The 24,660-nt window shown below is 67.5% G+C and carries 28 protein-coding genes and 2 pseudogenes; 4 read left to right on the top strand and 26 right to left on the bottom strand.

Going from position 1 to position 24,660, the window contains the following annotated elements; all coding sequences use genetic code 11:
- The 23 genes and pseudogenes from HUV01_RS15020 to HUV01_RS01490 form a co-directional block, all read right to left on the bottom strand.
- Positions 1 to 169: pseudogene (locus HUV01_RS15020) on the bottom strand (NADH-quinone oxidoreductase subunit N); the annotation flags it as partial.
- On the bottom strand, positions 169 to 1,749 hold the full coding sequence (locus HUV01_RS01600) for an NADH-quinone oxidoreductase subunit M (RefSeq protein ID WP_174296570.1): 1,581 nt from the start codon (positions 1,747 to 1,749) through the stop codon (positions 169 to 171). The pseudogene HUV01_RS15020 and the gene HUV01_RS01600, both read right to left, overlap by 1 nt.
- Positions 1,750 to 1,765: 16 nt before the next feature.
- Positions 1,766 to 3,865 carry an NADH-quinone oxidoreductase subunit L gene (gene nuoL, locus HUV01_RS01595; protein WP_174296569.1) on the bottom strand — a complete coding sequence of 700 codons (2,100 nt, stop codon included), beginning with the start codon at positions 3,863 to 3,865 and terminating at the stop codon, positions 1,766 to 1,768.
- A 7-nt stretch (positions 3,866 to 3,872) separates the two neighbouring features.
- On the bottom strand, positions 3,873 to 4,175 hold the full coding sequence (nuoK, locus tag HUV01_RS01590) for an NADH-quinone oxidoreductase subunit NuoK (RefSeq protein ID WP_174296576.1): 303 nt from the start codon (positions 4,173 to 4,175) through the stop codon (positions 3,873 to 3,875).
- Between the two features lie 35 nt (positions 4,176 to 4,210).
- A complete protein-coding gene (locus HUV01_RS01585; RefSeq protein WP_438827136.1) occupies positions 4,211 to 4,819 on the bottom strand; it encodes an NADH-quinone oxidoreductase subunit J in 609 nt (202 codons plus the stop codon).
- Between the two features lie 66 nt (positions 4,820 to 4,885).
- The gene (gene nuoI / locus HUV01_RS01580; protein ID WP_174296568.1) at positions 4,886 to 5,371 is read right to left on the bottom strand and encodes an NADH-quinone oxidoreductase subunit NuoI; all 486 of its coding nucleotides are present in this window, start codon (positions 5,369 to 5,371) and stop codon (positions 4,886 to 4,888) included.
- The gene (nuoH, locus tag HUV01_RS01575) at positions 5,368 to 6,417 is read right to left on the bottom strand and encodes an NADH-quinone oxidoreductase subunit NuoH (protein WP_174296567.1); all 1,050 of its coding nucleotides are present in this window, start codon (positions 6,415 to 6,417) and stop codon (positions 5,368 to 5,370) included. The genes nuoI and nuoH overlap by 4 nt, the downstream gene beginning before the upstream one ends.
- Before the next feature lie 169 nt (positions 6,418 to 6,586).
- Positions 6,587 to 8,596, bottom strand: a complete 2,010-nt coding sequence (nuoG, locus tag HUV01_RS01565; RefSeq protein WP_174296565.1) for an NADH-quinone oxidoreductase subunit NuoG — start codon at positions 8,594 to 8,596, stop codon at positions 6,587 to 6,589.
- 1 nt (position 8,597) lies between these two features.
- Positions 8,598 to 8,828: a hypothetical protein gene (locus tag HUV01_RS01560; RefSeq protein ID WP_174296564.1), complete on the bottom strand. Its 231-nt coding sequence runs from the start codon at positions 8,826 to 8,828 to the stop codon at positions 8,598 to 8,600.
- A gap of 291 nt (positions 8,829 to 9,119) precedes the next feature.
- Positions 9,120 to 10,430: an NADH-quinone oxidoreductase subunit NuoF gene (gene nuoF / locus HUV01_RS01555; RefSeq protein ID WP_174296563.1), complete on the bottom strand. Its 1,311-nt coding sequence runs from the start codon at positions 10,428 to 10,430 to the stop codon at positions 9,120 to 9,122.
- A complete protein-coding gene (locus HUV01_RS01550; protein ID WP_174296562.1) occupies positions 10,430 to 10,672 on the bottom strand; it encodes a hypothetical protein in 243 nt (80 codons plus the stop codon). The genes nuoF and HUV01_RS01550 overlap by 1 nt, the downstream gene beginning before the upstream one ends.
- Positions 10,665 to 11,345 (bottom strand): complex I 24 kDa subunit family protein, encoded by a 681-nt coding sequence (locus HUV01_RS01545; RefSeq protein WP_174296561.1) that lies wholly within the window; start codon positions 11,343 to 11,345, stop codon positions 10,665 to 10,667. Before HUV01_RS01545 ends, HUV01_RS01550 begins: the two co-directional genes overlap by 8 nt.
- Positions 11,338 to 11,574, bottom strand: coding sequence for a hypothetical protein (locus HUV01_RS01540; RefSeq protein ID WP_174296560.1), 237 nt, complete (start codon positions 11,572 to 11,574; stop codon positions 11,338 to 11,340). Before HUV01_RS01540 ends, HUV01_RS01545 begins: the two co-directional genes overlap by 8 nt.
- Positions 11,571 to 12,863 (bottom strand): NADH-quinone oxidoreductase subunit D, encoded by a 1,293-nt coding sequence (locus HUV01_RS01535; RefSeq protein WP_254606297.1) that lies wholly within the window; start codon positions 12,861 to 12,863, stop codon positions 11,571 to 11,573. The genes HUV01_RS01540 and HUV01_RS01535 overlap by 4 nt, the downstream gene beginning before the upstream one ends.
- On the bottom strand, positions 12,860 to 13,708 hold the full coding sequence (locus tag HUV01_RS01530) for an NADH-quinone oxidoreductase subunit C (RefSeq protein ID WP_174296559.1): 849 nt from the start codon (positions 13,706 to 13,708) through the stop codon (positions 12,860 to 12,862). The genes HUV01_RS01535 and HUV01_RS01530 overlap by 4 nt, the downstream gene beginning before the upstream one ends.
- Positions 13,705 to 14,253 (bottom strand): NuoB/complex I 20 kDa subunit family protein, encoded by a 549-nt coding sequence (locus tag HUV01_RS01525; protein ID WP_174296558.1) that lies wholly within the window; start codon positions 14,251 to 14,253, stop codon positions 13,705 to 13,707. Before HUV01_RS01525 ends, HUV01_RS01530 begins: the two co-directional genes overlap by 4 nt.
- A complete protein-coding gene (gene ndhC / locus HUV01_RS01520) occupies positions 14,244 to 14,618 on the bottom strand; it encodes an NADH-quinone oxidoreductase subunit A (protein ID WP_174296557.1) in 375 nt (124 codons plus the stop codon). Before ndhC ends, HUV01_RS01525 begins: the two co-directional genes overlap by 10 nt.
- A gap of 301 nt (positions 14,619 to 14,919) precedes the next feature.
- Entirely contained in the window at positions 14,920 to 15,732 is an 813-nt protein-coding gene (locus tag HUV01_RS01515) for an inositol monophosphatase family protein (RefSeq protein WP_174296556.1), read from the bottom strand.
- Between the two features lie 140 nt (positions 15,733 to 15,872).
- On the bottom strand, positions 15,873 to 16,436 hold the full coding sequence (efp, locus tag HUV01_RS01510) for an elongation factor P (protein ID WP_174296555.1): 564 nt from the start codon (positions 16,434 to 16,436) through the stop codon (positions 15,873 to 15,875).
- 109 nt (positions 16,437 to 16,545) lie between these two features.
- Positions 16,546 to 17,127, bottom strand: a complete 582-nt coding sequence (locus HUV01_RS01505) for a M23 family metallopeptidase (RefSeq protein ID WP_174296554.1) — start codon at positions 17,125 to 17,127, stop codon at positions 16,546 to 16,548.
- Between the two features lie 39 nt (positions 17,128 to 17,166).
- Complete coding sequence (locus tag HUV01_RS01500) at positions 17,167 to 18,165, bottom strand: L,D-transpeptidase family protein (RefSeq protein WP_174296573.1); 999 nt, start codon at positions 18,163 to 18,165, stop codon at positions 17,167 to 17,169.
- Positions 18,166 to 18,262: 97 nt separating this feature from the next.
- Positions 18,263 to 18,997 carry a thiamine phosphate synthase gene (gene thiE, locus HUV01_RS01495; RefSeq protein WP_174296553.1) on the bottom strand — a complete coding sequence of 245 codons (735 nt, stop codon included), beginning with the start codon at positions 18,995 to 18,997 and terminating at the stop codon, positions 18,263 to 18,265.
- Between the two features lie 2 nt (positions 18,998 to 18,999).
- Entirely contained in the window at positions 19,000 to 19,911 is a 912-nt protein-coding gene (locus tag HUV01_RS01490) for a fructose bisphosphate aldolase (RefSeq protein WP_174296552.1), read from the bottom strand.
- A 154-nt stretch (positions 19,912 to 20,065) separates the two neighbouring features.
- Here HUV01_RS01490 and HUV01_RS01485 point away from each other — a divergent pair, with 154 nt between their 5' ends.
- On the top strand, positions 20,066 to 20,587 hold the full coding sequence (locus HUV01_RS01485) for a TlpA family protein disulfide reductase (protein ID WP_438827135.1): 522 nt from the start codon (positions 20,066 to 20,068) through the stop codon (positions 20,585 to 20,587).
- A 55-nt stretch (positions 20,588 to 20,642) separates the two neighbouring features.
- Here HUV01_RS01485 and HUV01_RS01480 read toward each other — a convergent pair whose 3' ends face one another.
- The 3 genes from HUV01_RS01480 to gap form a co-directional block, all read right to left on the bottom strand.
- Positions 20,643 to 21,845: a phosphoglycerate kinase gene (locus tag HUV01_RS01480; RefSeq protein ID WP_174296551.1), complete on the bottom strand. Its 1,203-nt coding sequence runs from the start codon at positions 21,843 to 21,845 to the stop codon at positions 20,643 to 20,645.
- The gene (locus tag HUV01_RS01475) at positions 21,845 to 22,360 is read right to left on the bottom strand and encodes an MOSC domain-containing protein (RefSeq protein ID WP_368039978.1); all 516 of its coding nucleotides are present in this window, start codon (positions 22,358 to 22,360) and stop codon (positions 21,845 to 21,847) included. Before HUV01_RS01475 ends, HUV01_RS01480 begins: the two co-directional genes overlap by 1 nt.
- A 137-nt stretch (positions 22,361 to 22,497) precedes the next feature.
- Complete coding sequence (gap, locus tag HUV01_RS01470) at positions 22,498 to 23,505, bottom strand: type I glyceraldehyde-3-phosphate dehydrogenase (RefSeq protein ID WP_174296550.1); 1,008 nt, start codon at positions 23,503 to 23,505, stop codon at positions 22,498 to 22,500.
- A gap of 161 nt (positions 23,506 to 23,666) precedes the next feature.
- Here gap and HUV01_RS01465 point away from each other — a divergent pair, with 161 nt between their 5' ends.
- From HUV01_RS01465 to HUV01_RS01455, 3 genes and pseudogenes are all read left to right on the top strand, one after another.
- Positions 23,667 to 23,879, top strand: a complete 213-nt coding sequence (locus HUV01_RS01465) for a hypothetical protein (protein WP_174296549.1) — start codon at positions 23,667 to 23,669, stop codon at positions 23,877 to 23,879.
- Positions 23,879 to 24,187 carry a cell division protein ZapA gene (locus HUV01_RS01460; protein WP_174296548.1) on the top strand — a complete coding sequence of 103 codons (309 nt, stop codon included), beginning with the start codon at positions 23,879 to 23,881 and terminating at the stop codon, positions 24,185 to 24,187. Before HUV01_RS01465 ends, HUV01_RS01460 begins: the two co-directional genes overlap by 1 nt.
- Positions 24,188 to 24,378: 191 nt before the next feature.
- Positions 24,379 to 24,660, top strand: a pseudogene (locus HUV01_RS01455) (5-formyltetrahydrofolate cyclo-ligase); the annotation flags it as partial.

Genomic DNA, 24,660 nt, shown 5'->3' with positions numbered 1-24,660 from the left:
CGGGGCCGAGCAGCGCGATCCCGGCCCCCGCCAGCACCGCGACCGCCGCCCACGACACCGCGCGCGTCGACGCCTGCCCGCCCCAGGCGCTGACCAGCATCAGCGCGATCGCACCGAGCGACAGGACTTCCTCGGGGAGCACCATCGCGAACTGCGCAGCCAGGCCCATCAGCGCGCCTCCCCACCGGCGACAGGCCGGGCCGTGCCTGCGGCGAGCCGGGTTCCGTCGGCGGCGGGCCGGACCAGCGCCGCGGTCTCGATCCTCCGACCGGTCGGCGCCGCGTCGCCCCTCGGCTGCGCGCGGTCGAGCCGCGCGATCAGCGTCGCGCTGTCCTTGCGCATCGGCGCCATGAAGCTTTCGGGATAGATGCCCATCCACATCACCACCGCCGCGATCGGGACCAGCAGGGCAAGTTCGCGGCGCGACACGTCGGGCATCGCGCGCACCTCATCGGACTTCACCTCTCCGAACGCCACCCGCCGGTAGAGGTACAGCATGTAGCCTGCGCCCAGGATGATGCTGGTGGTGCACAGGAACGCCGCCCAGGTCGACAGCTGGTAGCTGCCCATCAACGACAGGAACTCCGCCACGAAGCCGCTCGTGCCCGGCAGGCCGATCGACGCCATCGTGAACAGCAGGAAGAAGATCGCATAGCGCGGCATCGTGATCGACAGGCCGCCGTATCGCGCGATCTCGCGCGTGTGCAGCCGGTCGTAGATCACGCCCACGCACAGGAAGAGCGCGCCCGACACCAGCCCGTGGCTGAGCATCATCATCATCGCGCCGTCGATCCCCTGCCGGCTGAACGCGAACAGCCCCAGCGTGACGATCGCCATGTGCGCGACCGACGAATAGGCGATCAGCTTCTTCATGTCGTTCTGCACGAGCGCGACGAGGCTGGTATAGACCACCGCGACCGCCGACAGCACGAAGATCAGCGGGAACAGTCGCGACGAGGCTTCCGGAAACATCGGCAGCGAGAAGCGCAGGAAGCCATAGCCGCCGAGCTTCAGCAGCACGCCCGCCAGGATCACCGATCCCGCCGTCGGCGCCTGGACGTGCGCGTCGGGCAACCAGGTATGGACCGGCCACATCGGCATCTTGACCGCGAACGAGGCGAAGAAGGCGAACCACAGCCACAGCTGTACCCCGCGTGGAAAGTCGTGCGCCATCAGCAACGGGATGCTCGTCGTACCGGCATCGTGCGCCATGTACAGCATCGCTACCAGCATCACGATGGAACCGAGCAACGTATAGAGGAAGAACTTGTAGCTCGCGTAGATCTTGTTCGCGCCGCCCCAGATCCCGATGATGAGGAACATCGGGATCAGCCCGCCCTCGAAGAAGATGTAGAACAGGAACAGGTCCTGCGCCGCGAAGGTGCCGATCATCAGCAGCTCGGTCGCCAGGAACGCGGCCATATATTCCGGCACGCGGGTCTGGACCGCCTTCCAGCTGGCGCCGATGCAGATCGGCATCAGGAACACGCTGAGCATGATGAGCATCAGCGCGAAGCCGTCGATGCCCAGCGCCCAGGCGAAGCTGCCGAAGATCGGCTGGTACTCGACGAACTGCCACTGCGCGCCGCCGATGGCATAGCCGCTCCACAGCACGACGCCGAGCGCGAGGTCGACCAGGGTCGCGCCCAGCGCGGTCCAGCGCGCCATCCCGGGCGACAGGAACAGGCAGGCGACGGCGGCGACCGCGGGCACCGCCAGCATGACGGACAGGATCGGAAAGCCGTTCATCGCGTGATCGCCCCGTTCATCGCGTGATCGCCCAGGTAAGCGCCGCCGTCAGCCCGAACAGCATCACGAACGCATAGGTGTAGAGATACCCGCTCTGGAACCGTACCGCGAGCCGGCTGCCCGCCACGACCACCGCAGCCGAGCCGTTCGGCCCGAACCGGTCGATCGTCTGCTCGTCGCCGCGATGCCACAGCAGCCGGCCGATCGCGAAGGCCGGACGGATGAACAGCAGCTGGTAGAGCTCGTCGAAATACCATTTGTTCAGCAGGAAACGATAGCCGAGCTCGAATCGCTCGGTCACTGCGGACGGCAGCGACGGCGTGCGGATATAGGCTATCCATGCGCCGGTCAGCCCGAGCAGCATGGCGAGGAACGCGCCGAGCTTCGCGAGCAGGGGGATCTCCTCGACCGAGGCCATGAGCCGCTCGTCGAACGCGATCGCGCCGTGCCAGAAGCCCGCGCCGGCCGCCTCGCCGACAAAATACGTGTGGAAGACGTAGCCGGCGAACACCGCGCCGACCGACAGCAGGACGAGCGGCACCGTCATCACCCACGGGCTCTCGTGCGGGTGATAGCCGCCGGTGCCCGCGGGCAGGTCCCCCTGCGCGGGGCCGTGGGTCGAGGGCGCATCGCCCGAGTCCTCCGCCTCCGGCACGGGGGCGCCGTGGCCCTCCTCGGAATGGGCGTGGCCGTGGTCGTCATGGGCGTGGAGCGCGTGCTGGATGTGCTCGGACGCGGCCCAGCGCGGCGTGCCCCAGAATGTCAGGAACATCAGCCGCCACGAATAGAAGGAGGTCAGCAACGCGACGAGCACGCCCACGAACCACGCGCCCGGCTGGCCGGCGGCGTAGCTGAGCTCGATGATCGCGTCCTTGGAATGGAAACCCGCGAAACCGATCTCCGGCAGGCCGAACACGCCGGGGATGCCGACGCCGGTGATCGCCAGCGTGCCCGCCATCATCGTCCAGAAGGTGATCGGTATCTGTTTCCGCAGCCCCCCGTAATAGCACATGTCCTGCTCGTGGTGCATCGCGTGGATGACCGAGCCCGCGCCCAGGAACAGCAACGCCTTGAAGAAGGCGTGGGTGAACAGGTGGAACATCGCCGCGCCGTACGCGCCGACACCGGCGGCGAAGAACATGTAGCCAAGCTGCGAACAGGTCGAATAGGCGATCACGCGCTTGATGTCGGTCTGCACCAGGCCGACGGTCGCCGCGAACAGACAGGTCGCCGCGCCGACGAACCGCACCACCGTCAGCGCCGTATGGCTGGTCTCGAACATCGGCGACAGGCGGCACAACATGAACACGCCCGCCGTCACCATCGTCGCCGCGTGGATCAGCGCGGAGACGGGCGTCGGCCCCTCCATCGCGTCGGGCAGCCAGGTATGAAGCCCGATCTGCGCCGACTTGCCCATCGCACCGACGAACAGCAGCAGGCACAGCACCGTCATCGTGTCGGCGCGCAGCCACAGGAAACCGATCGTCGATCCCGCCATGTGCGGCGCGGCGGCGAGGATCGCCGGGATCGACACGGTGCCGAACACCAGGAACGTGCCGAAGATGCCGAGCATGAAGCCGAGGTCGCCCACGCGGTTGACGACGAACGCCTTGATCGCGGCGGCGTTGGCGGACGGCTTGCGGAACCAGAAACCGATCAGCAGGTAGCTCGCGAGCCCCACGCCCTCCCAGCCGAAGAACATCTGGACGAGGTTGTCCGCCGTCACCAGCATCAGCATCGCGAAGGTAAACAGCGACAGGTAGGCGAAGAAGCGCGGCTGGTCCGGGTCCTCGTCCATATAGCCCCAGCTATACAGGTGGACGAGCGCGGACACGCTGGTGATGACGACCAGCATGACCGCGGTCAGCGCGTCGACGCGCAGCGCCCAGTCGACGGTGAAATCGCCGGACGTCATCCAGTGCAGCACCGGCGTGACGCTCGCGGGCCTCGTGCCGGCGATGAAGCCGAGGAAGATCGGCCAGCTGAGCGCGCAGGCGGTGAACAGCGCAGCGGTCGTCACGACCTTGGCCGGGAATGCGCCGAGCGCGCGGTTGCCGAAGCCGGCCACGATCGCGGCGAGCAGCGGCAGGAAGACGATGAACAGGATCGAGGTCACGTACCGCTCACCCCTTCATCGCGCTGGCGTCGTCGACCGCGATCGTGCCGCGCCCGCGGAAATAGATGACGAGGATCGCGAGGCCGATCGCCGCCTCCCCCGCCGCGACCGTCAGCACGAACATCGCGAACACCTGACCGACCAGGTCGTGCAGCGCGGCCGAGAAGGCGACTAGGTTGAGGTTCACCGCCAGCAGGATCAGCTCCACCGCCATCAGCATGACGATCAGGTTCTTGCGGTTGATGATGATCCCGAACACCCCGAGCGCGAACAGGATCGCCGCGACGACGAGGTAGTGGACCAGTCCGATCCCCGGACCGACGCCGCCGCTGGCTGCTGTAGCGATCACAGGTCCACTCCCACGCCGACGGGCTGGTTGACGTTGCGCGTCGCGTCCTGCGGCCGGCGCGCGACCTGGCGGCTGACGTTCTGCGGCCGTACGCCCGCGCGCTGGCGGTGCGTCAGCACGATCGCGCCGATCATCGCGACCAACAGCACCAGCCCCGACGCCTCAAACACGAACAGGTAACGCGTGTAGATCAGGTCGCCGAGCGCCTGAATGTTGGGCACCGCCGCCGGCGCGGGGCCCATGCGGTGGGACAGCCGCACGCCGCCCGCGTCATAGGCGTCGACGCCGATCACCACCTCCGCCGCCAGCGCGACGGCCAGCACCAGCCCGACCGGCAGATAGCGCGACACGCGACCCCGCAGCGCCGAGAACTCGACGTCCAGCATCATGACCACGAACAGGAACAGCACGGCGACCGCGCCGACGTACACGATCACCAGCAGCATCGCGATGAACTCCGCGCCGACGAGCACCATCAGCCCGGCGGCGTTGAAGAACGCGACGATCAGCCACAGCACCGCGTGCACCGGGTTGCGCGAGGTGATGACGAGCGCACCGGATACGAGGACGATGGTCGCGAACAGGTAGAAGGCGATCGCCTGCATCAGCCGCGTCCCCCGGCCGTCGTAATCGTATCAGACATCATCGCGGCCCCCGGTCGTCCCGCGCGCTTAACGGTAGGGCGCGTCGGCGGCAAGGTTCGCAGCGATCACGGCTTCCCACCGATCGCCGTTGTCGAGCAGCTTGGCCTTGTCGTAGATCAGCTCCTCGCGCGTCTCGGTCGAGAACTCAAAGTTCGGGCCTTCCACCACCGCGTCGACGGGGCACGCCTCCGCGCACAGGTTGCAATAGATGCACTTGGTCATGTCGATGTCGTAGCGCGTGGTGCGGCGGCTGCCGTCGTCGCGCGGCTCCGCCTCGATCGTGATCGCCTGCGCGGGACACACCGCCTCGCACAGCTTGCACGCGATGCACCGCTCCTCGCCATTGGGATAGCGGCGCAACACATGTTCGCCGCGGAAGCGGGGCGACAGCGGGTTCTTCTCGAACGGATAGTTGATCGTCGCCTTGGGCCGGAAGAAATAGCGCAGCGTCAACGCGTGCGCCTTCACGAACTCCCATAGCGTGAACGACTTGATGATCTGTGCGGGACTCATGCGTGCACTCCAACGCGCGTCAGCATCAGGACGCCCGAGACGAGGAAAACCCAGAATAGCGACAGCGGCAGGAATATCTTCCAGCCCAGCCGCATTAACTGGTCATAGCGGTAGCGCGGCACGGTCGCCTTAACCCAGCTGAACAGGAAAAAGAACGCCAGGATCTTGAAGAACAGCCACAGGATACCGGGTATCGCGTACAGCGGTCCCCAGTTGAACAGCGGCAGGTATCCGCCCCAGAACAGCGTCGCGTTCAGGGTGCACATCAGCAGCACGTTGGCGTATTCGCCGAGCCAGTAGAGCGCGAAGCTCATCGAGCTGTACTCGGTCTGGTAACCGGCGACGAGTTCGCTTTCCGCCTCGGCCATGTCGAACGGCGCGCGCTGCGTCTCGGCGAGCGAGGAGATGAAGAACACGACCGCCATCGGGAACAACAGCGGATTGGCCGCGAACCCGTTCGCCCACCCGCCGAGCAGGCCACGCTGCGCCTCGACGATCGTCTGCAGGTTGAAGCTGCCCGACCACAACACGATCGATATCAGCACGAAGCCGATCGCGACCTCGTAGCTCACCATCTGCGCCGCCGCGCGGATCGCGGAGAAGAACGGGTATTTGGAATTGGAAGCCCAGCCCGCGAGGATGATGCCGTAGACGCCAAGCGACGAGGCGGCGAGCACGTACAACAGCCCGACGTTGATGTTGGCGAGCATGACGCCCGATTGGAACGGCACCACCGCCCAGACGATCAGCGCGACGGTGAAGGTGATGATCGGCGCCAGGAGGAACAGACCGCGGTTCGCCGCCGTCGGGATGATCGTCTCCTGAAGGAACACCTTCAGCCCGTCGGCGAAGCTCTGCATCAGGCCCAGCGGCCCGACGACGTTGGGACCGCGCCGCAGCGCCATCGCCGCCCAGATCTTGCGATCGACATAGATGATCATCGCGACCGCCAGCATCAGCGGCAGGGCGATGAGGAGGATGTCGATGATCGTCGCGACCGTCCAGGCGACGCCATAGGGCGCGATGCCGGTGAACCAGGAAATCATGGGTGGTTGGTCCTGAAGCCCGTCGCCAGGACGTCGGGCACGTTGGAATGTTCGTGACCAGGGATAAGCTGGTGCAGAGCCGGATCGATACAGTATCCCGCGCCGATCGCCTCAGATCCTCGTCGCGCTGCGTCGGCGATGCGGATGTGCTGGTGGACCACGCCCATCGCTACTCCGCCGCCTGCGCGTAGGTGTCGCGATGCACCAGTTCGGCCGAGCACTGCTGCATCGTCGGGCTCGCGCGGCAGATCGGGTTGGTGAGGTAGAAGTCCTTGATCGGATAGCTGCCGATGCTACCGGACGCCGCCGCCGGCAGCGCGGGCGGGCTCCACGCGAAGCTGGCGAGTCCCGGTGCGGCCAGCGCCGGCGCGTCCAGCGCCATCGCCGCGCGCAGTTCCTCCAGCGTGTCGAACGGCAGCACCACGCCCATCTTCGCTGACAGCGCGCGCAGGATCGTCCAGTCCTCGCGCGCGTCGCCCGGCGCGAACACCGCCCGCTCGCCGCGCTGCACCCTGCCCTCTAGGTTCATCCACGTGCCCGATTTCTCGGCATAGGCGACGCCCGGCAGCACCACGTCCGCCGCCGCCGCACCGCGGTCGCCGTGATGGCCGATATACACCTTGAACCCGGTCAGCTTGGTGAAGTCCGCCTCGTCCGCGCCGAGCAGGAAGGTGAGCTTCGCGTCGGCAAGGTCGGCGATCCCGCCCTTGGCCGCGTAACCGAGCACCAGCCCGCCCATCCGCGACGCCGCCATGTGGACGACGTTGAAGCCGTTCCAGGCCGAGCCGTCTTCCAGCGTCCGCACGAGGTTGAGCGACTCCGCCAGCGCCAACGCCGCGCCGTGCCCGGCCTTCAGCGCCGCGCCGCCGACGATCACCATCGGCGTCTTGGCGTTGCCGAACGCTTCGACCACCCGCTCCGGCAGCGCGCCCAGCAGCGACAGATCGTCGCCCAGCCAGTCGGCGCGATAGGTCAGGTCCGTCTCCGGCCCGATCGCGAAGACCTTCGCGCCCTTCTTGATCGCCTTGCGCACGCGCGTGTTCACCAGCGGGGCCTCGTGGCGCAGGTCGGTGCCCACCAGCAGGATCGCGTCCGCCCGCTCGGTGCCGGCGATCGTGGTATTGAAGTTAACCGCCGCCAGACTGGACGTGTCATACGCCATGCCCGTCTGCCGCCCTTCCAGCAGCGTGCCGCCCAGCGCGTGGACCAGCGCCTTGGCCGCGTACATCGTCTCGCAGTCGACCAGGTCGCCCGCCAGCGCGGCAACGCCGCCGCCATGGTCGACGCCCGCGATCGCCGCGAACGCCTCGTCCCAGCTCGCCGCGCGCAGCTTGCCGTCCACGCGGACGTAGGGCTTGTCCAGCCGCCGCCGCACCAGCCCGTCGATCGCGTGGCGCGTCTTGTCGGTCGCCCACTCCTCGTTCACGTCCTCGTTGACGCGCGGAATGCAGCGCAGCACCTGCCGCCCGCGGCTGTCGAGCCGGACGTTGGTGCCCACCGCGTCCATGACGTCGATCGTCAGCGTCTTCTTCAGCTCCCACGGCCGCGCCTCGAACGCGTAGGGCTTGGAGGTGAGCGCGCCGACCGGGCACAGGTCGACCACGTTGCCCGACAGTTCGCTCGTCACCGCCTGTTCGAGGTACGACGTGATCTGCATGTCCTCGCCGCGGTAGATCGCGCCGATCTCCTCCACCCCCGCCACTTCCTCGGCGAAGCGGATGCAGCGCGTGCACTGGATGCAGCGGGTCATGATCGTCTTGACGATCGGACCCATGTACTTCTCGGTGACCGCGCGCTTGTTCTCGTCATAGCGCGAGCTGCCGCGCCCGTACGCCATGGCCTGATCCTGCAGATCGCACTCGCCGCCCTGATCGCAGATCGGACAGTCGAGCGGATGATTGATGAGCAGGAACTCCATGATGCCCTCCCGGGCATGCTTCGTCATGGCGCTGGTGGTGAATACCTCCTGATTGTCCGCCGCCGGCAGCGCACACGACGCCTGCGGCTTGGGCGGGCCGGGCTTCACCTCGACGAGGCACATCCGACAATTGCCGGCGATGCTCAACCGTTCGTGGTAGCAGAAGCGCGGTATCTCCTTCCCCGCAGCCTCGCACGCCTGGAGCACGGTCGCGCCCTGCGGCACCTCCACTTCAATCCCGTCGACCTTGAGCTTGGGCATGTCAGTGTTCCGCCTCGTTCAGGCCCAGCCGGCGATCGATGCGGTCCACTCGCATTTTGAGGTCGCCGACGTCGCCTTGGATGCCATACAATGTAGTGAGCGTGCCACGGAAATGATCTTCCAATGCCGACACGCGCAGGTTCAGAGAGAAAATATCGCGCTTGATCTGACCCAAGTCCTTCTGGATGCCGAGCAGGATGTCGAACATCATCTGGCTGCGATCGTCGGTCACCGGGCCGCGGCCTCACCCGCCTGCAGCACGGTCGCTCCCTGCGGCACTTCCACTTCAATCCCGTTCATTTTCAGCTTAGGCATCAGTTAGCACTCGCGTGTATTGTGCCATCACGAGTGACGACTTGACCAGCTTCTAGCTTACTGCCGTCAATCCAAGCGCGCTCCCAAGGCTCGCAAGTAACAGTACCGCTTCGACACGGCGGAGGTACTCCAACGACCGGCCCTACTTGGTGAGTGGCACACCCTGAAAGCAACGTTCCTTCACAAAGTAGGATCGTGACTGGAAATCTCACTCCGCCGCCTCCAGCATTCCGACGCCCGCGTCGTTGCCGCCGCCCTTGGCGTTGATCCGTCGTTCCAGCTCGGGCCGGAAATGCTTGATGAGGCCTTGGATCGGCCACGCCGCCGCGTCGCCTAGCGCGCAGATCGAATGACCCTCGACCTGCTTTGTCACCTGCTGGAGCATGTCGATGTCGGCCAGTTCGGCGTCACCGCTGCGCAGCCGCTCCATCATCCGCCACATCCAGCCGGTGCCCTCGCGACAGGGCGTGCACTGGCCGCAGCTCTCGTGCTTGTAGAAGTAACTGATCCGGCTGATCGCCCGGACGATGTCGGTGGACTTGTCCATGACGATCACCGCCGCGGTGCCGAGCCCCGAGCCAACCGCCTTCAGCCCGTCGAAGTCCATCGGCGCGTCCATGATCTCGGCGGCCGGCACCAGCGGCACCGACGATCCGCCAGGGATGACGGCGAGCAGATTGTCCCACCCGCCGCGGATGCCGCCGCAATGCGCCTCGATCAGCTCGCGGAAGGTGATCCCCATCGCCTCCTCGACCACGCACGGCCGGTTCACATGGCCGCTGATCTGATAGAGCTTGGTACCTTCGTTCTTCTCGCGGCCGATACCGGCGAACCAGGCCGCGCCGCGTCGCAGGATCGTCGGGGCGACCGCGATCGACTCCACGTTGTTGACCGTCGTCGGGCAGCCATAGAGTCCCGCGCCGGCCGGGAAGGGCGGCTTGAGACGCGGCTGGGCCTTCTTGCCCTCCAGGCTCTCCAGCATCGCGGTCTCTTCGCCGGCGATATAGGCGCCCGCGCCGCGATGGACGACGACCTCGAAATCATATCCGGAGCCGCAGGCGTTCCTGCCCACCAGCCCGGCCTCGTACGCCTCGCGTACGGCTGCTTCCAGGACGAGCGTCTCCTGGATATACTCGCCGCGGATATAGATGTACGCGGCGCGGGCGCGCATCGCGAAACCGGCGACCAGCGCGCCTTCGATCAGCTTGTGCGGATCGTGGCGCATGATCTCGCGGTCCTTGCACGATCCAGGCTCGCTCTCGTCGGCGTTGATGACGAGGAAGCTCGGCCGCTCGGGCGTCGGGGCCTTGGGCATGAAGCTCCATTTGGTGCCCGTCGAGAAGCCCGCCCCGCCACGACCGCGCAGGCCGGACGCCTTCATCGTGTCGATGATCGCGTCCTGCCCGCGCGCCAGCAGCGCGGCGGTATCATCCCAATCGCCGCGCAGCCGCGCCGCGTCCAGCTTCCACGACTGGAAACCGTACAGGTTGGTGAAGATGCGATCCTTGTCAGCGAGCATCAGACTTCCGCTCCATCACGCAATTCCAGACGCCTTTCTACGCGACCCAGCCGTTCCTCGATCCGGTCGAGACGATGGTTGATGCCCGAGTTCGAGATGACGAGGTCGGCCAGATGCTCTTCGGTTGCCGAAGCCCGCAGTTTCAGGTCGAGGATGTCCAGCCGCATCTCCTGCTGCTCGGCGCGCATCCTCATGAGCAACTCGTACGTCAGATCGCCGATTGTGGGATGCTCGTCAGCCATCAACCTTCTCCCACCCACCACGATAGTCGTGGTTTGCATCGACCATCTCACGCAGCGTCGTCGGGCCGCCTGCCGGGCAGCTGTCGCGCCGGCCGGTCGTGGAGCCGCGGTGCGGCGACTTGCCGTTCGCCAGCGCCTCCAGCACCGCGACCGTGCGGTCGTAGTCCAGGTCCTCGTAATTGTCGTCGTTGATCTGGACCATCGGCGCGTTGGCGCAGGCGCCCAGACACTCGACCTCGGTGAGGGTGAACATCCCGTCCGGCGTCGTCCGCCCCTTCACCATGCCCCGGTTGCGACAGGCGGCGAGGACGTCGTCGCTGCCCGCCAGCATGCACGGCGTCGTCCCGCAGACCTGGACATGATAGCGGCCGACCGGCGCGAGGTTGAACATCGTGTAGAAGGTCGCGACCTCGTACACGCGCATGTACGGCACGCCGATCTGCTTGGCGACATACTCGATCACCGGCACCGGCAGCCACCCTTGCGTGCTCGTCTCCGCGCCTATCTGGCGCTGAGCGAGATCGAGCAGCGGCAGCGACGCGGACTGAGAACGATCGGCGGGGTAGCGCGCGAGCACGCCCCTCACCTGCCCGGCATTCTCCGCCGTCCAAGCGAAATCGCCCCAGCGCGCGCGGACCTCAGCCTCGTCGGGGAGCTCGGGACGATCAGCCATGCGTCTTCTGCCAACGATGCGTCAGCGCAATGCCAACATGCCAAATTGAGATCAGCGCGGCAAATAACATGGCTACGATCAAAGCGAGAGCACCCCAAACAACAGAAAACCACTTCCATTGCTGAACATCGCCGCCAGCCAGCCTCGTTATGAGAGCCGGTGCTTGAACGGCTAGAACGGCCACAACGCAGCCGAGAAGGCAGTAGCGGAGAAAGCGCAGAACTCTCACCGGTCACACTCCCCAAACACAATATCCATGGCCCCCAGGATCGCCGTCGTGTCAGCCAGCATGTGCCCGCGGCTCATGAAGTCCATCGCCTGCAGGTGGCTGAACGCGGTCGGCCTGATCTTGCAACGGTACGGCTTGTTCGTGCCGTCCGCGACCATGTAGATGCCGAACTCGCCCTTGGGGCTTTCCGTCGCGACGTATACCTCACCCGCAGGGACGTGAAAGCCCTCGGTGTAGAGCTTGAAGTGGTGGATCAGCGCCTCCATCGACCGCTTCATCTCTGCACGTTTGGGCGGCACCACCTTGCGGTCGTCGCTCGCGAACGGGCCTTCGGGCATCTCCGCCAGGCACTGCTTCATGATCCGCATCGACTGGCGGACCTCCTCCACGCGCACCATGAACCGGTCGTAGCAGTCGCCGCGCGTGCCCACCGGCACGTCGAAGTTCATCTTCGCGTACACGTCATAGGGCTGCGACTTGCGCAGGTCCCACGGCAGCCCCGCGGCACGGATCATCGGGCCGGAAAAGCCCCAGCGGATCGCATCCTCCCTGGAAACGGTGGCGATGTCGACATTGCGCTGCTTGAAGATGCGGTTGTCGGCGACCAGGCTAATCGCATCCTCGAACAGGCGCGGCATCCGGTCGTCCAGCCAGTCGGCGATGTCGGTCAGCAGCTTCAGCGGCACATCCTGATGCACCCCGCCCGGACGGAAGTAGTTGTGGTGCATCCGCGCGCCCGACATGCGCTCGAAGAAACCGTAGCAATCCTCGCGGATTTCGAACAGCCACAGGTTCGGCGTCATCGCGCCGACGTCCATGACGTGCGACCCGAGATTGAGCATGTGGTTTGAAATGCGCGTGAGTTCCGCGAAGAACACGCGCAGATATTGCGCGCGGATCGGCACCTCCAGATCGAGCAGCTTCTCGATCGCCAGCACGTAGCTATGCTCCATGCACAGCGGCGAGCAATAATCGAGCCGGTCCATGTACGGCAGCGCCTGCGTATAGGTCTTGGACTCGATCAGCTTCTCGGTGCCGCGATGGAGCAGGCCGACATGCGGATCAATCCGCTCGACCAGCTCGCCGTCCAGCTCCATGACGAGCCGCAACACGCCATGCGCCGCTGGATGCTGCGGGCCGAAGTTGATCGTGTAGTTGGCGATCGTCGTATCGCCCTGCGTCGGGTTCGCCGGGCTCCGCTCTCCGGCGACCTGCGCCGCATACGGATCGAGCTGCGTATCGGCGTTCGCCTGATCGGCCGTTACATGATCGGTCATGGTGTCGGTCACTGGTTCTGTCCTCCGCCCTTGCTGGGCACGACATCGGAACTCTTCGGCTTCTCGCCGGCCGTATTGCCCGCACCGCCGCCGGCGGCATCCCCCGACGAATTGGCACCGGCTGCATAGCCCGAACTGCTTCCCTCGGGCTCCTTCGAGGCCGGCTTGACCGCATCGGCCTTCATCGTCTGGTCGGCGGTCAGCGGCGACTGCGCGCCCTTCTCCTGCGGCAGCAGCAAGCCCTTCTCGTCACCCGGCAACACATAGCCTGCCCCCTCCCACGGCGAGAGGAAGTCGAACGTCCGGAAATCCTGCGCGAGGCGGACGGGCTCGTACACCACGCGCTTGGCCTCTTCCGAATACCGCAGCTCGACATAGCCCGTCATCGGGAAGTCCTTGCGCAACGGGTGGCCGCGAAAGCCGTAATCGGTCAGGATGCGCCGCAGGTCGTCATTGCCGGTGAAGAGCACGCCGAACAGGTCGTACACCTCGCGCTCCAGCCAGCCCGCGACCGACCAGATGCCGGTGACGGACGGCACGGGCGCGTCCTCGTCGGTCGATACCCGCACCTGGATACGGTGGTTCCGGGTGAGCGACAGCAGCATGTAGACGAGCTCGAACCGCTCGGGCCGATCGGGACGGTCGACGCCCGCGATCTCCATCAGCTGCTGGTATTCCAAGCCGGGCGTCGTGCGCAGCCGCTGCATGGCCTCGACGACGTGCTCGCGGCGGACGAACAGCGACACTTCGCCAACCTTGTCCTGCGCGGTCAGCAACATATCGCCCAACGCCTCGCGCGCCAAGTCGATCGTCTCGTCATTCAGGTCCGCGGCATAGGCCGGCGCTGGCGCTCTCACCGTTCGATGCTCCCGCTCCGCCTGATCTTGCGCTGCAACTGCATGATCCCGTACAGCAGCGCCTCGGCGGTCGGCGGGCAGCCGGGGACGTAGATGTCGACCGGCACCACCCGGTCGCACCCGCGCACCACCGAATAGCTGTAATGATAGTAGCCGCCGCCGTTCGCGCACGAACCCATGGAGATGACGTACTTCGGCTCGCTCATCTGGTCGTAGACCTTGCGCAGCGCCGGAGCCATCTTGTTGCACAAAGTACCTGCGACGATCATCACGTCGCTCTGGCGCGGGCTGGCGCGCGGGGCGGCGCCGAACCGCTCGAGGTCGTAGCGCGGCATGTTGGCGTGGATCATCTCCACCGCGCAGCACGCAAGGCCGAACGTCATCCACCACAGCGAGCCCGTGCGCGCCCACTGGAACAGGTCCTCGGTCGAGGTGACGAGGAACCCCTTGTCGGTCAGCTCGCCGTTGAGGCTGTCGAAATAGCCCGTGTCCGGCGGCACGACCGCCGTACCGGCATCCGGCGCGGGCTTCAGCTCTACTCCCAATCGAGGGCTCCCTTCTTCCAGGCATAGACGAGACCCAGCGCAAGCTCGGCGATGAAGACCATCATCGCGCCCCACGCGGTCCAACCCAGCGAAAATACCGATACTGCCCAAGGATATAGGAACGCCGCCTCAAGATCGAAGACGATGAAGAGTATCGCCACCAGATAAAAGCGCACGTCGAACTGGCTGCGCGGGTCCTCGAACGCGGGAAAACCGCACTCGTACTCGCTCAGTTTCTCGACGCTGGGCTGGTGCGATCCGGTCAGGCGCGAGACGACCATCGGCAGGAAAACGAACGCGCTGGACAGCACGATCGCGATGCCCAGGAACATCAGGATCGGAAGGTATTGCGACAAGTCGACCAAGGCGGTTCTCGCAGATGCGAAAGGACAGATGATGCTTTAAGGGCGCCGCCATGGGCGAACAAGGTCGCGAGCGCGTGAGAATGACTCGCAACGCCGGCACGAGTTGCGCGCATCAACGTCGAGCCTCGCCAGGTGCGCGGCAGGTTATACGGCAAGGCCACGCCGCCGCGACAAACGTGGCGACCAGGCGATCCGGGCGATCCGGGCGATCGTCAGGATCGGGCCGTCGGATTGCTTCGCTGCGCTCGCAACGACGATGTCGGGCCAGGTGCCGTCCCGTCCTGCCGCAAGGCGTGCCGCGCTATCGCAGCGCGCCCGCCACCAGCTTGTGCAGCCGCGAGTGGAGCGCGTCGTTGGCGGCCAGGAACTCGTTGCGCTCGCCGGGCCGGTCGCCGCCGCGATAGTCGGTGACGAAGCCGCCCGCCTCCTTCACCAGCAGCAGCCCGGCGGACCAGTCCCACGGCTTCAGATCCGACTCCCAGAAGCCGTCGAGCCGCCCGGCCGCCACCCACGCGAGATCGAGCGCCGCCGCGCCGAACCGGCGCACGCCCGCCACCTGCGGCGCGACCGCGCCGAAGATGCGGCTCCACTGGACGAAGTCGCCATGGCCCAGGAACGGTATGCCGGTGCCGATCAACGCCTCCGAAAGGTCCCGCCTCGCCGACACGCGCAATCGCTGGTCCTGCAGCCAGGCGCCGCGGCCGCGTTCGGCCCAGAAGCTCTCGTCCGTCAGCGGCTGATAGGTCAGGCCGGTGGTGATCTCGCGCCTGCCGTTGGGCATCGGCTCCTCGACCGCAATCGAGATGCAGAAATGGGGTACGCCGTGCAGGAAGTTGCTGGTGCCGTCGAGCGGGTCGACGATGAAGCGCGGCTTGGCCGGATCGCCGGCGATCTCGCCGCGCTCCTCCATCAGGAACCCCCAGTCGGGCCGCGCGTGGCTCAGTTCCTCATAGATCGTCTGCTCGGCGCGCTGGTCGGCCTGGCTGACGAAGTCGGCCGGACCCTTGCGGCTGACCTGAAGCTGCTGGACCTCGTTGAAGTCGCGCCGCAGCCGTGGCGCCGCCTTGCGCGCGGCGCGATCCATTATGGTCATCAGGCCGGAGTGGGAGGGCATGGCATCGGCTCCTCCCCTCCCGCTTGGGGGAGGGGTTGGGGGTGGGAACTCTCAGGCCCGCCGCGGCGAAGCCGTGTCGTCGAACGGGCTCGCGCCCGCCGGCCGGGCGGCCGCCTGTGCGGGCGGCTGCGCCGCTCGTCTCAATCGGCTCGCCGCACGTACGTCTGCTCGTAGACGTCCACCACGATCTTCGTCCCCGCCGCGATGTGCGGGGGCACCATCACGCGGACGCCGTTGTCGAGGATCGCGGGCTTGTAGCTCGACGAGGCGGTCTGACCCTTCACCACCGCGTCCGCCTCGACAATCGTGGCCTCGATCGTGTCGGGCATCTTCACGCTGATCGGCCGCTCGTCGTACAGCTCCATCACCACGTCCATCCCGTCCTGCAGGAAGGCGGCGGCGCCGCCCAGGATGTCGGCGTCGAGCGTGATCTGCTCGTAGTTCACCTTGTCCATGAACGTCAGCTGCGCGCCGTCGCGGAACAGGAACTGGAAGTCGGTGGTGTCGAGCCGCACGCGCTCCACCGTCTCCGCCGAGCGGAAGCGGACGTTGTTCTTGCGCCCGTCGACCAAGTTCTTCATTTCGACCTGCATGTACGCGCCGCCCTTGCCGGGCTGGGTATGCTGGATCTTCACCGCGCGCCAGATGCCGCCCTCATACTCGATGATGTTGCCGGGACGAATGTCCACGCCGCTGATCTTCATGACCGTCTAAACCTACAAAGCCCGTTCGTGCTGAGCCTGTCGAAGCGCATGCACTGGTCACACCCTTCGACAAGCTCGGGGCGAACGGAGGTGATTGGATGGCCTTGATCTAGCGCCGCGACGGCCGTCCGGCAAGCAGCGGGAACGGGTTGACGTCCTCGCCCTGCCACCAGTGGCCCTCCGGCGCGACGCGCGACAGGCCGAAGTGCAGGTGGAAATTGCCCGGCCCCGCATCTCCGGTATCGCCGACGAAGCCCAGCGGATCGCCCGCGCGCACCGCCTGCCCCTCATGGACGCCCGAGGCATAGCCGGCGAGATGCGCATAGTAATACAGCCAGTGCCGATCGACGGATCGCTCATAGAGCGTGATGCCGCCCAGGGCGCTGTGGAACAGCTTTTCGACTCGGCCCGGCGCGGCGGCGACCACAAGGGTTCCGGCCGGCGCAATCAGGTCGGTACCATGATGTGCGCCGGCGCCATCCCTGCGCGCGTCGCCCCAGCTATCCTCGATCGCCGACCGCGCGACGCCCGTCACGGGGACCGCCAGCAGGCCCGGCGACGAGTGCGCGAGGACCGGAGGGACCGGCCGGAAGACCGCCGCCGCCCTCCGCCGGGCGCCGCCGTCGTTCCCGCCGATCCGGACCATCGACCCGAACCCGATGGCGGCGAGGACGACGACCGCGAGGATCATCCAGCCGATCCTCGTCACGCGACTGACCGGGCCACGACCCTACTCCTGGAATATCGCCGGCGTCCCGGGCCTTATCATCATCGCCAGACGCGCGGCGTTCCAGTTGGCCAGCCGCACGCAACCATGGCTCTCCGTCCGGCCGATCAGTTCCGGCGCGGGGGTGCCGTGGATGCCGTAATGCTCCTTGGACAGGTCCAGCCACACGACACCCACCGGACCGTTGGGTCCGGCCGGCAGCATCGCGCTCTTCTCGCCCTTCTTGGCGTCCCAGAACAGCTTGGGGTTAAAGTGAAACTTCGGGTTGTAGTCGGCGCCGTAGATCTTCCATGTGCCGATCGGCAGCGGATCGTGCGTGCTGCCCGTCGTCACCTGGAACTGCGCGACCAGCTTGCCGGCCGCATCGTAACCGCGCAGCACCTTGTCCGACTTGTCGACGACCACCTTTGCGACCTGTGGCTCGTTGGCGTCGACATTGAGCATGTTGAGCGTCTGGCGCCAGTGATCGGGCAGCTTGGCGTCATAGGCCCGCGATGTCGGCAGAGCGTTGGGGAACACCATCTTCGTGCCGGGCGCCAGCTTGATGCCCGGATCGTTGAGCGCCGCCAGCACCTCGGGCGTCGTGTGGAAGCTCTCCGACAGCTTCTCGATCGGCGTCCTGTAGTTCAGCGCCGGAAGCCTGGCCTGCGCATCCTCGCTGTGCGGGATCGGGTTGGTGTACTGGTAGGTCAGGGTCGCGGCGTCGAGCGTCAGCGTCCTGGTCCCCTGGATCGCCGCATATGGCTGGAGCGCGTGCAGCGTCGCCTCGTCGGTCGTACCCGTCGTCGGCAGGCCCCGGCTCTCCTGGAATCCCTTGATCGCCGCCGTCAGGCTCATGCCTTTCTGCCCATCCAGCACGCCCGGCGAGAAGCCGAGGTGGTCGAGGATCACTTCCAGCTTCAGGAGACTGCGGTCGATCACCAGCGCGGGCTTTTCGGGGGCCGGAACCCTGCCCGGCTGGGCCGCGACGACCGCTCCCGCCCCTGTTGCAGCGACCAGCATGGTCACGAACGCCATACGATTCAAAATGATTCTCCCCGTCGCGCCGCCGGACGATTGGGCGGACACGGGACGCACGGACCCGAAAACCCGTCTGCGGTCAACGCCCTAGCACGGGTCCGAACGCGCGCACCGCCGCCGCCTCGTCGCCGCCCCACACCGCGCCGGACACCGCGATGAAGTCGGCGCCCGCGGCGACCAGCGGCGCGGCGTTGGCGGGGGTGATGCCGCCGATCGCGACGCACGGCAGCTCGAACACCGCCGACCACCACGACAGGATCACCGGATCGGGCCGATGGCCCGTCGCCTTGGTCGTCGTCGGGAAGAACGCGCCGAACGCGACATAATCCGCGCCCGCCTCGCCCGCCTCCATCGCCAGATGCCGGCTGTCGTGGCAGGTGACGCCGATCTGCGCGCCGGGGCCGAGCGCCGCCCGCGCCTCGCGCGGGTCCCCGTCGTCCTGCCCCAGGTGGACGCCGTCGGCGCCCAGGCGCCTGGCGAGCGCGATCGAGTCGTTGACGATGAACGCGACATCGCGGGCGGCGCAGATCGCCTGCAACGGTTCCGCGAGCTTCGCCGCGACGTGCTGGTCGACGCCTTTCACCCGGAACTGGAACGCCGCGACCGGTCCCGCGTCGAGCGCGCGCGACAGGCGGTCCGGGAAGCCGCCGCCGACGTCCGGCGGCGAGACGAGGTACAGCTGGCACGGCGGCCGTTTCATGTCGCGCTGGAACCGGACCGCGAAGTCCGGGTTCAGCGGACCCAAGGGATCGGCCAGATCTCCGAACGGCTCTCCGGATGGCTCTCCGGGCAAACCTTCGACGGCCGCGGCCATGCTCACGCCGCCACGGTCTTCACCACCGACGCGGTGTAGATCGCGTCGATCGCGGTGCCCAGCACCTGGTCGAACCGCGCGTCGTCCTGGTCCTGGCGCAACTCCTCCAGCAGCGCGCGCGAGAAGCTGGCGATCATGCCGTGGTCCTTCGCGAGCTGCGCGCACGCCTCGTCGCGGCTGTACCCGCCGGACAGCGCGACGACGCGCGCGACACGGTGATGGCCGATCAGCGCCGCGTAGGTATCCGCCTCGACCGGGATGGTCAGCTTGAGCATCACGCGCCGGTCGCCGGTGATCGCGTCCAGCTCCTTTTCGATCTCCTCGCACATGATGGCCTCGGCGGCGGCGCGATCGGGCGCCTTCAGCGATATCTCGGGCTCCAGGATCGGCATGAGCCCGGCGGCGTTGACCTGCTCGCCGATCTCGAACTGCTGCCTGACGATCGCCGCGATGCCCGTCGGCGAGGCGCTTTTCACGACCGACCGCTCCTTGGTGCCAAACACGCCCAGCCCCTTGGCGCGCGCCAGCAGCGCATCGAGGCCTGGCATCGGCTTCATCATCTGAACCCCATCCGCCTCGTCCTCCAGCCCCTTGTCGATCTTCAGGAACGGCACCACGCCGCGCTTCCACAGCGCCGCTGGAACAGGCATCCCGTCCCCCACCGTTCCGTCCATCGTGCGCTCGAACAGGATCGCGCCGAGCACCTTCTTCCCCGTGAACGACGGCGCGGTGACGATGCGGACGCGCATCCTGTGGATCAGGTCGTACATCTCCTCGTCGCCCGACCAGTCGCCCTCGGCATAGCCATAGGCCTTGAGCGCACCGGGGGTGGAGCCGCCCGACTGGTCGAGCGCGGCGATGAACCCTGCCCCGCTCACCATCTGCGCCATCATCACGTCGCGATCCGTCGGCATGTGCGTCTCCCTGTCGCCCGCGATCCCGCTCGCGGCCCCTTGGCGTGCCATTCCGCCGATCGGCCGATCCGTCAAGGCGGGCAGCCCCTGCGTCTTGACGAGGCGGCCGCCCGCGCTCCAACCTGACCCAGGTCGCGTCGACGGGGAAAACGGGATGTGCGGCAGGGTCGCAAGGGTCGCGGTACTGATATCGATGCTGGCGCTCGCCGCGCCGGCATCGGCGGGTCGCAAGCCGCAACCCGTGGTCGGCGAGATGGCGCCCGATGCGACCCTGAAGCTGGTCGACGGCTCCAGCGTCTCGCTCTTGGACCTGCGCGGGCAGGTGGTGGTGCTCAACTTCTGGGCGACGTGGTGCGTGCCGTGCCGCAGGGAACTGCCGCTGCTCGACGCCTATTACCGCCAGCAGAAGCCGCACGGGCTGGCCGTCTATGCGATCACCACCGAGGACTCGCTGCCGCTGTACCTGCTCAGGCCGCTGTTCAAGGCGATGGCGATCCCGCCGGTCAGGGCACTGAAGGGGCCGTACGAGACGATCAAGGCGGTGCCCACCAACTACATCATCGATCGAGCCGGCCGCATCCGGTACATGAAGGCCGCCGCCTTCGACCTCGACGACCTGAACCGCGAGCTGGCGCCGCTGCTGCAGGAGCCGGCACCGGTCGCGGCGGCGAAGTGACCGTCCTCGCCTTACCTCCGGCGACCTTGGAGGTCAGCGAAAGCAGGGAAGTTCCCTACCTCGCAAGCGCCGCGACCCCCGGCAGTTCGCGCCCCTCCATCCATTCCAGGAACGCGCCGCCGGCGGTGGAGACGAAGGTGAACCGGTCCGCCACCCCCGCCTGGTTGAGTGCGGCGACGGTATCGCCCCCGCCGGCGACCGATACCAGCCCGCCGTCGCCGGTCAGCGCCGCCGCGGTACGCGCCAGCGCCACCGTCGCCGCGTCGAACGGCGGCGTCTCGAACGCGCCCATCGGCCCGTTCCACACGAGCGTCCGGCAGTTCTTGAGCACGTCGCCCAGCGCCTCTACCGCCGCGGGGCCGACGTCGAGGATCATCTCGTACGCCGCCACCTCGTGCACGTTGACGGTACGCACCGGCGGGTTCGCCCTGAACTCCGCCGCCACCACCACGTCATAGGGCAGGTGGACGGTGCAGCCCGCCGCGTCCGCCGCCGCCATGATCCCGTCCGCAACGCTCGCCAGCTCGTGCTCGCACAGCGACTTGCCCACGTTCACGCCGCGCGCGGCGAGGAAGGTGTTGGCCATGCCGCCGCCGATGATGAGGTGATCGACCCGCGCCACGAGGTGCCTGAGCACGTCGAGCTTGGTCGACACCTTCGCGCCGCCCACCACGGCCGCGACCGGATGCTCGGGATCGCCCAGCGCCTTTTCGAGCGCGTCGAGCTCCGCCTCCATCTGCCGTCCGGCGAACGCGGGCAGCGCGCGCGCCAGCCCTTCCGTCGAGGCGTGCGCGCGATGCGCGGCGGAGAACGCGTCGTTGACGTACAGGTCGCCCAGCGCGGCGAACCGCTCGACCACGTCGGGCGCGTTCTTCTCCTCTCCGGCGAAGAAGCGCGTGTTCTCCAGCAGCGCGATGTCGCCCGGCGCCAGCGTCGCCACCGCGTCGCCCGCACCATCCCAGTCGATGTAGCGGACCGGACGGCCCAGCACCTGCTCGAACGGCCGGGTCACCTGCGCCAGCGACAGCTGCGGGCTCGACACCCCCTTGGGCCGGCCGAAATGCGCGAGCACCAGCACGACCGCGCCGCGATCGGCAAGCTCGGCCACGGTCGGCACCGCCGCGCGCAGCCGCGTGTCGTCGCTCACCGCGCCCTCCGCCATGGGCACGTTCAGGTCCTCGCGCACCAGCACGCGCTTGCCCGTGATGTCGCCGCAAAGGGCGGAGATGTCGTCCAGCGTCTTGTATGGCTTGGTCATCACGCTTCCTTGATACAGTCGCCCACCGTCAGCGCGCCGCCGGCGAGCACGCGGGCGCATACCCCGCCGCGCCAGTCGTGAACCAGCGCCGCGAAGAGGCCGGGCGCCAGCATCTCCATCCGCTCGCACGGATCGGTGAAGCGCGTCACCTCCAGCACCACGTCGCGTCCCAGCCGGAGCAGCGCGCCGGGCCGCTGCGGCAGGTCCAGCCCGTCGACGGCGATGTTGCAGCGGCGCATCCACCAGGGATGATCGGCGCCCACCTGCGCCATCGCCGCGGCCCAGTCCGCGCGCTCCATGAGCGTGATCTGGCGCTTCCCCGCGCTCCCCGGCTTGCGCCGGCCGCGCGCGTCGCCGACGATGCCCAGTTCCGGCGTGATCTCCGCCCGTTCCAGCACCTCCATCGGCGCCTTGGGAAAGGCGTGGCGGGCAAGTCCCGCGATCACGCCGGTCTCCACCGCGCCGATCCGGCCCGCGGTCCCTCGCATCTCGCCCCTTGCAGGCTGCGCCGTCACGCCCGACCCTCCATTTCGTTCCCGCACCGCAGCATGGAACAAGCAGGAAGCGTGCGCAACCGCACTCGCCGCGTCCCGGAGTCACATCGGCGCAGTCACATCGGCGCAGTCACACCGAACCGCTCACACCGGCCCGCTCACATCAGCGCCGCCATCGCCAGGGCGGTGTCGACCATCCGGTTCGAGAAACCCCACTCGTTGTCGTACCAGCTGACGACTCGCACCAGCTTGCCGTCGATCACCGCCGTCTCCAGGCTGTCGACCGTCGACGATGCGGGCGTGTGGACGATGTCGATCGAGACCAGCGGCTCGTCGGTATAGTGGAGCACGCCCTTCATCGGTCCCTCGGCGGCGGCCTTGAGCAGCGCGTTCACTTCCTCGCGCGTCGTGTCGCGGGACGGCGTGAAGGTCAGGTCGACCAGACTGCCGTCGGGCACCGGCACGCGGATCGCGGAGCCGTCGAGCTTGCCCTTCAGCTCGGGCAGCACCTCGCCCACCGCGCGCGCGGCGCCGGTGGTGGTGGGGATCATGCTCATCGCCGCGGCGCGCGCGCGGCGCAGGTCCGGATGGATCTGGTCGAGGATCTTCTGATCGTTGGTATAGGCGTGGATCGTCGTCATCAGCCCGCGCTCGATACCGATCGCGTCGTTGAGCACCTTGGCGACCGGCGCCAGGCAGTTGGTGGTGCACGAGGCGTTGGAGACGATCGTGTGCTCCGCGGTCAGCTTGTCGTGGTTGACGCCATAGACCACCGTCAGGTCGACGTTCTTGCCCGGCGCGGAGATCAGGACCTTCTTCGCGCCCGCGTCGATGTGCTTGCGGCACGACTTGTCGTCGGTGAAGAAGCCGGTGCATTCCAGCACTAGGTCCACGCCCAGCTCGGCGTGCGGCAGGTTGGCGGGATCGCGCTCGGCGGTCACGCGGATGCGCTTGCCGTCGATCACCAGATCGTTGCCCTCTGCCGACACCTCGCCGGGCCACCGGCCATGGATCGAATCGCGGCTGAACAGCCAGGCGTTCGACCTCGCGTCCGCCAGATCGTTGATCGTCACCAGATCGAGGCCGCTATTTTTCTGCTCCAGCATGGCGCGTGCCACCAGCCGCCCGATCCGGCCGAAACCGTTGATCGCCACCTTCACCGTCATGCCAAGTCTCCCCCTCGCCCCGCGCGCATGGCCGGCGGGGAATATCCCGCGCGTCTTTGCGGACGCGGACGCGGCCCGTCAACCGGAGCGCGCCGGGCCGCACCCTGCGTCCTCCTTCGAAACGGCTTGCCGCCTTCCCCGCCCATGCTAATCCAAGGGAGATGGCTGAGGACGATCACCCAACCGCGCCCGACCGGAACGACCCCACCGCGCTCGCGCGGATCGACTGGGCGATCGCGCGGATCGAGGCGGCGGTCGCGGCGCGGGCGCAGGCGGGCGACGCGCTCGCCAGCCGCCATGCCGCGCTGAAATCACGCATGGCCGAGGCGGTCGCGGCGCTGGACGACGTGATCGCGCGCGGGACCGCCTCCTGATGGCCGAGGTCGTGCTGCAGATCGGCGATCGGCGCCATTCCGTCACCTGTCGCGACGGCGAGGAGGCGCAGGTGCGCCATCTCGGCGGCCTGCTGGACCAGCGATGGGCCGCCGCCAACCGAGCGGCCGGCAGCCTGAGCGGCGAGCGGGCGATGCTGTTCGTGGCGCTGATGCTGGCCGATGCGCTGGAGGAAGCGGAGAACCGCCCGCCCGAGCCCGGTGCGGCAAGCCCCGCGATGCTGGAAAAGCTCGCCGATCGGCTGGAGGGCCTCGCCTCCGCTCTTGAGCAGAGCCCGCCAAGCGCCTAACTGATGCGCCGACGGGTACTGCCCGGTGCGAGCACGAGACATCCCTGAGGCTATTTATCATCCAAGGGGGCTGTCCCTGCGCAGATCCTGGTCTGACGTACATGGTCCCCATCTGACGTACTGGGCGTCAGTGGATAATCAAGCACACGGCCACGGCGGTCCCGTCACCCCGCCCCCGAACCGATGAGCGCATGACCGACAAGCAGGCCCTGCGCGCCCGGATGCGGGCCGAACGCGACCGGTTCGCGGCGCGTGCCGGCGTGGCGATCGCGGCCGGCGACCGGTTCTCGTCGCGGCTGGTGCCGGGGCAGGTCGTCGCCAGCTATGCACCGCTGGGGGGGGAGGCCGATCCCGCGCCCCTGGACCGCGCGGCGCTCGATGCCGGTTGCCGGCTCGCCCTGCCCGAGGTCGTCGACCGGGCGACGCCGCTGCGTTTCCGGGCGTGGGACGGCGTCGCCCCGCTCGTGGCGGGG

It is taken from the genome of Sphingomonas bacterium, from assembly GCF_903643035.1.
Classification (GTDB): Bacteria; Pseudomonadota; Alphaproteobacteria; order Sphingomonadales; family Sphingomonadaceae; genus Sphingomonas.
The sequence above is the reverse complement of the archived record's forward strand: the minus strand, read 5'-3'. Positions and strand labels throughout refer to the sequence as shown.